This window comes from Microcoleus sp. D3_18_C2, assembly GCF_036702395.1.
Taxonomy (GTDB): domain Bacteria; phylum Cyanobacteriota; class Cyanobacteriia; order Cyanobacteriales; family Microcoleaceae; genus Microcoleus.
Genome location: NZ_JAUBTG010000113.1, coordinates 1 through 5,860, shown reverse-complemented (window position 1 = coordinate 5,860; position 5,860 = coordinate 1). Strand labels below are relative to the sequence as shown.

Below are 5,860 nucleotides of genomic sequence, written 5' to 3'. Positions count from 1 at the left end.
TTTGTTGATTTTGTAAATCAAATCTTGAGTGTTTACTTATCTTAACATGATTTGGTTTTTTTACGCCTACCTACTTAGAAGCTAATCCCGATGTAATTATTTTCATGCCTTGCGGCTTTGATTTAAGTCGCACTCGCAGCGAAGCAAGGCAGATAACTAAATACGCAGAATGGCCTGATTTGCAAGCAGTAAAAACGGGGAAAGTTTACCTAACTGACGGCAATTCTTACTTTAATCGGCCGGGGCCGAGATTGGTTGATTCGTTAGAAATTTTAGCAGAAATTCTCCATCCCGAAATCTTCGATTTTGGCTACCGGGGTAAGGGTTGGCAGCCATTTTTGTAGATACCCGCAGCTAGCTAAAGCTTTATCTATAGCAATCCTAAATCATTTGTAAATTTCTTACTCCCTCCCCTTGATAAGGGGAGGGTTGGGGTGGGGTAAAAAATTTACGACTCCTGCAACGATTGCTATATATTAATTCGGAATTGCCTGCCATACAAATAAGGACACAACAATGTTGTGTCCTTACTTCGCTTTCATTTAACCGAATCTAACATCAATTGATACAAAAACGGCTAGTCTTACTTCGCATCAGGCGGCATCAGCACCTTGTCAATTACGTGAATAACGCCGTTGCTAGCTTTGATATCAGCTTTCACAACATTAGCGCCGCTGACAGTAACTTTGCCTGTGCTAACTGCCACCTTCAGCGAACTTCCTTCGACACTTTTTACATCGCCGGATTTTAGGCTAGTAGATAAAACTGAACCAGGAACAACGTGGTAAGTTAAAATCTTAGTAAGTAGGGCTTTGTTTTCCGGTTTGAGCAAATTCTCCACAGTTCCTTCTGGCAAAGCAGCAAATGCCGCGTCTGTCGGTGCAAAAACAGTGAAAGGGCCTTTTCCTTGTAAAGTTGTCACCAAACCTGCAGAGCCCAAAGCCTTTGTCAGCGTCTTGAATTGAGCGTCGCCAGATGCAATAGCGACAATATCCTTAGCCTGAGCCATTGGTGCCGGTGAAGCAGTGGTTTTCCCATTTCCTGCAACTTGTTGAGTTTGAGTTGCATTAGCAACATTGGTGTTGGAGGTGATGTGAGCCCAAGCCGGGAAACCGATTAACGCGCTAGCGCCGATTATTCCTGCGAAACCTGTGAGTTGTTTCATCCAACTAGGTAAATTTTGATTTTTCATTTCGCTTGCATTTCCTTATGAGATAAAACCGTGAACATGAATTGTTATGTTAGCCAAATCTCGACAAAAGGCAAGGTTGCCAGAGGCTAAGGTAGAGAGAAAATTCTCTTGCATCCCCGATCGAACAAAACTTCCTTAATATAACGCAACCTAAAAAATCTGGCATCAACCGCTAAATCTGTAACTCAAAACCTCAATCACCGAACCAGTTTGGGGTAAGTCAGCAGATTTGAGCGAAATCGTGTCATTATTCAATCGGCGCACCGGCGTACCATCCATCAGCGCCAAGAATTCATCTAGCGGCACCAAATCGCACGCAGCAGCATCGGCGGCTTGGGTTTTGAAATGTGTCGGAATCACCATCTTTGGTTTGAGAAGTTGCAAAGTTTGCTTCGCTTCCGCCGGAGTGTAAGCTTTCGGGCCGCCGCCCACGGGAATCAGCACTACATCGGGCCGCCCGATCAAGATTTGTTCTTCAATGCCGATCGGGCCAGCAACTCCGCCCAAGTGTAAAATCTTAACGCCCGCTTGCTGCCACAGCCAAGCCACATTGACCCCAAATCGCCTTCCTCCCTCACGGTCTTTTTGGGTCCGAATCCCTTGAATCCGCAGTCCGTTAGACCTGTAAGCCCCCGGTTCGTACAAAAGGCCGGGATTGCCCGCAAATCCCTCGATCGCCCCTTCATCGAGCAACCGGCTGCTAATCAGAATCAAATCTGTTGGCACTTTAGGAGAACGATAGCCTGCGGTACAGCCCAGGGGGCGAAAAGGATTCACCAGCACCCTCGCACCGCCTCCGGCGAACAAGAAGCAAGTGTGGCCCAACCACTGAATCGACAAAGAATCAGCAGTTTGAGCTTGATAGCTTTCCCATCCAGATGGTAAACCAGTGAAGAAAGCTGCTAGCAAACCCGTCTGTGCGTAACGTATTAATTGTCGCCGTTTCATCTTGTGATTGCGGTTGTCGGGTGTTGGTCGTCTGTTGTTATACCACAAAACACCGCCAGTCGATTTTAGATTTTAGATTTTAGATTTTAGATTTACTTGCAGCATTGAATCTGGAATCTCGAACATGAGTCTAAAATTTGGGGTTCACCACGACAGGAGTGAGGGGCTTGTATCCTTTTTGAGGCGGTTCAGGTGCGAAAATGTGTACCCTACTCTCACCGTAAGGTTCTATAAAAGCGAACCCTACAAATTCAGAGAAATTTAACTAAGGAATGAGAATTAAATAACTTCCACTCTTGAAAGTGGGATGGGCGTCCCGCCCATCCCACAATAACAATTAAAATTGTAAGTTATTTAATTCGCGATCCTAAAGCCGTTCCAAGAAATTTCGCAATAATTGCTTTCCCGAAGTCGTCAAAATACTTTCCGGGTGAAACTGTACACCTTCAATATGCGGATATTCCCGGTGCCGCACGCCCATAATAGTTCCGTCTTCAACCCAAGCGGTAATTTCCAAAACTTCTGGACAACTCTGCTTTTCAATTACTAAACTGTGATAGCGAGTGGCAATCATCGGCGATTCCACGCCCTGAAAAACTCCGACTCCTGCGTGTTCTACCTGAGAAGTTTTGCCGTGCATCAACACGGGTGCAGAAACAATTTTGCCGCCAAATACTTGACCGATACTTTGATGTCCGAGGCACACGCCTAAAATTGGTAGAGTCGGCCCCAATTCTTTGATTAATTCCAGAGAAATTCCCGCATCTTCCGGCCGTCCCGGGCCGGGAGAAATCACCACTGCTGCCGGCTGCAATTGCCTAATTTCTGCTAAGGAAATTTGGTCGTTGCGGTAGACTTGCACTTCGCTGGCTACGGGCAACTGGGCACCGAGTTCTCCTAGATACTGTACCAAATTGTATGTAAAACTGTCGTAGTTATCGATTACTATAATCACGGGTTAAGTTGGATTTTAGGTTTTAGATTTTAGATTTTAGGTTAACTCGCTCCCTGAAAGCAAGGGTTTTAAGATTTTAGATAGATGCCCAAGATAAAAATAGCTGCAATATAGACGAATAAAACTAAAAACCTCCCATTGGTCATCTAAAACCTAAAATTTGCTGAGGCCAATAATTTACTAACTGCCGATCGCAATTTGAACGACTGCCCACAAAGGAGGCAGCAGAAGTGCAGTACCGACGATAATCGCAGCCATTGCCGATACCAGAACTGCTCCGGCACCGCAGTCTTTGGCAATTTTGGCTAGTTCGTGGTAAGATTGCCCGACTGTCAAGTCTACCACCGATTCGATCGCCGTATTCAACAGTTCCATGGCTAAAACTATGCCAATGGTGACGCCGATCACAGATATTTCTACAGGTTTCAGTTGCAAAAATAGGCCGAGTCCGATCGCCAAAGTGCCAATAACAGTGTGAATCCGAAAATTGCGCTGAGTTTCAAAAGCATAACTCAGACCCCCCCAAGCGTATCTAAAACTCGTAGCTAAGCTAGATGCGATTTTCCAGGACAGCTCTCGGTTGTATTTCAAGGCTTTTTTAGGCTCCTGGACTGTCTGGCTAGAAGAGTCTTGAGGCATGGGCAGAAACTGTGCGATTTGTGATGAAATTGAGGGTCTATCTAGTGTCATAAAGAACCAACTTTAATTTACAGAGATGAATGAAAGCTAAACTTTTGAAATTAACTTCATCAAGTCTAGGTAACTTTTCTAAGTTTTTACTAAAGTTTTGGTTTAATTTCAGAAATTTATATTGGGCTTGACATACTTTGTTAAGTAACCATCAACTTCAGTTATGCTGTTTGGATCGCAAGACCGATCGCCCGCAGCAATATTTCTTGTCGATCGAGCATTTGAGTCAGACTTTCTTCATCCGGGTGATCCCAGCCCAAAAGATGCAGAAAACCGTGGGCTGCCAGCCAAGCTAGTTCGGTCTTCAGGGGATGTCCTTGCTGCTGGGCTTGTCGGTTAGCTGTATCGATCGAGATGACGATATCACCCAAGTATAGGGGTTCAGATGACTGCATTTCCTCTAGCTGAGGACAGTCTACCTCTAAAGCTGCGAAAGCTAGTACATCCGTCGGTCGATCGAGCTGGCGGTACTGGAGGTTGAGGGCTTGCATCTCCCTATCGGCGGTTAAACGCAGACTGACTTCGTAGCCTGGGGCCACTGGCACATCCGCCCCCTGGTTTTCCAGCCAAACGCTAAACCAATTTTCCCAGGTTTCGGCTGCAATCTCCCCGCTGGCTGCACTCTCAGGGAGGTTGGAAGCGTCGGCTGACTGCTGGGCGAGCCCGTAACAGTCCTCGACGTTCACCTCTATTAACATTTTTTTGCTCTCCTGTCAAGGGATATATTCAATTTTTTACAAATTCCAATGGCGCGATCGAACGGCAGGGGATTTTGCTGTTGCTGGCAAGATACAGTAATCTGTTAGAGATTGCAACAGTCAGGCAGAACAATCAGCTTAACTCCAGATTAAGAAATATCAAAAACATCAGCAGAAATTAGAGGCTGATTGTTGGAATCCTCGATTAAGAATTGAAATAGCGATCGAGAAAAGCCAAACCCACGAGTACGCCTAAAAGTCCGGCGGCTGTCAAGGCAAAATGAAACAAAGAAGTCGCCCGCTTGCGAACCATGTTCCGCATCGCCAGCTTGACATAACTCGGTGGAGGTGAAGTGCTTGTCGGCGCTGTCGGGGTTTCGGCGGACTCTTCGGAGGCGGGAATTGCTGAGGGATGTTGACTCATAACGGTTAGTTTAGAAGGTTAAGAGAGGGACTGTTGAGGACAGGCTCGTCCCGATGTTAACAAATATGTAACGTTTTGTGTAGGATTTTTTAGGTTTCAGATTGTCGGAGGCTGGTTTCGGACAACAAAGCATCCGCCCAAACAGCATCTGATTCTGAAAGCGCAGGTACGGGTGCGACGGTGTAATCTATTCTAAAGTCATAGGCGGCGCGATCGTAAACCCCATTTAATAACGCTTGTAAATCTACAATTGGTTCCGCATCACCCGCGCGCAAAGGCAAGGGAAACTGAGGAATCATATCGGGTAAATTGAAAAGGTACAAATCCGCCAAAGGCCTTTGATTTCCGCGACTCACTAAAATTCGATAACTTGCCTCAATATCGTTACCAAAAACTAACATGGGTTGGTAACTTCGCAGCAAGTCAATCTCAACCAGATGAGTGCGAATACCAAACACCTTTTCTCGTTTTTCTTCATACATTTCTCGCCCTTTTCCGGGGCGCTTGTTTGTTGGTGAAAGCACTTCAATCACCGTCACTACCTTTTTATTTTCGGTTTCGACGATCTGCAAATAACTTTCTTTTACTTCCATCGGTAAAGGTATTCTCACCTTCAAAGATTGGGCTGGCGGAGCAGCAAGGGCGACATTAGAAGTAGTCTCGGTTGCTGGAGTTGGTGAGCGCTGTATCGTAACATCGGGAATTCCAATTAGTAAAGCATCTTCGCCGCTGATTTGATAAATTCTTTGTTCGATATCTACTAAATATTTAGGTAGCAGTTGCGGAGTCAGCAAATCTGCGATCGCCACTATTAACCTATTATGAACCGAACGCCACAATTCAGGACTTTCTAAATAAGGATTCATCCCTGGAAACCAGGGTAAACGCATCTTAATTTCAACCTCAAACATGATAAGATGAAGTGTTTAGCTAAATCAAGTGCGTAATTGATA

At 45.4% G+C, this 5,860-nt stretch carries 7 protein-coding genes and 1 pseudogene; 1 reads left to right on the top strand and 7 read right to left on the bottom strand.

Annotation, left to right across the window (positions count from 1 at the left end; translation table 11 throughout):
• Positions 1-74 precede the first annotated feature (74 nt).
• Positions 75-344, top strand: a pseudogene (locus QUA88_RS29035) (ABC transporter substrate-binding protein); the annotation flags it as partial.
• A gap of 239 nt (positions 345-583) precedes the next feature.
• Here QUA88_RS29035 and QUA88_RS29030 read toward each other — a convergent pair.
• From QUA88_RS29030 to QUA88_RS29000, 7 genes are all read right to left on the bottom strand, one after another.
• Positions 584-1,192, bottom strand: a complete 609-nt coding sequence (locus QUA88_RS29030) for a fasciclin domain-containing protein (protein ID WP_333054714.1) — start codon at positions 1,190-1,192, stop codon at positions 584-586.
• A gap of 165 nt (positions 1,193-1,357) precedes the next feature.
• Positions 1,358-2,140: an MBL fold metallo-hydrolase gene (locus QUA88_RS29025; RefSeq protein ID WP_333054713.1), complete on the bottom strand. Its 783-nt coding sequence runs from the start codon at positions 2,138-2,140 to the stop codon at positions 1,358-1,360.
• Between the two features lie 367 nt (positions 2,141-2,507).
• The gene (locus QUA88_RS29020) at positions 2,508-3,095 is read right to left on the bottom strand and encodes an aminodeoxychorismate/anthranilate synthase component II (protein WP_333054712.1); all 588 of its coding nucleotides are present in this window, start codon (positions 3,093-3,095) and stop codon (positions 2,508-2,510) included.
• 180 nt (positions 3,096-3,275) lie between these two features.
• On the bottom strand, positions 3,276-3,785 hold the full coding sequence (locus QUA88_RS29015; protein WP_333054711.1) for a diacylglycerol kinase family protein: 510 nt from the start codon (positions 3,783-3,785) through the stop codon (positions 3,276-3,278).
• A 161-nt stretch (positions 3,786-3,946) separates the two neighbouring features.
• The gene (gene ybeY / locus QUA88_RS29010; protein WP_333054709.1) at positions 3,947-4,483 is read right to left on the bottom strand and encodes an rRNA maturation RNase YbeY; all 537 of its coding nucleotides are present in this window, start codon (positions 4,481-4,483) and stop codon (positions 3,947-3,949) included.
• A gap of 205 nt (positions 4,484-4,688) precedes the next feature.
• Positions 4,689-4,907: a DUF3285 domain-containing protein gene (locus QUA88_RS29005; protein WP_333054708.1), complete on the bottom strand. Its 219-nt coding sequence runs from the start codon at positions 4,905-4,907 to the stop codon at positions 4,689-4,691.
• A gap of 89 nt (positions 4,908-4,996) precedes the next feature.
• A complete protein-coding gene (locus QUA88_RS29000) occupies positions 4,997-5,797 on the bottom strand; it encodes a DUF4058 family protein (RefSeq protein ID WP_333233467.1) in 801 nt (266 codons plus the stop codon).
• Positions 5,798-5,860: the final 63 nt, after the last annotated feature.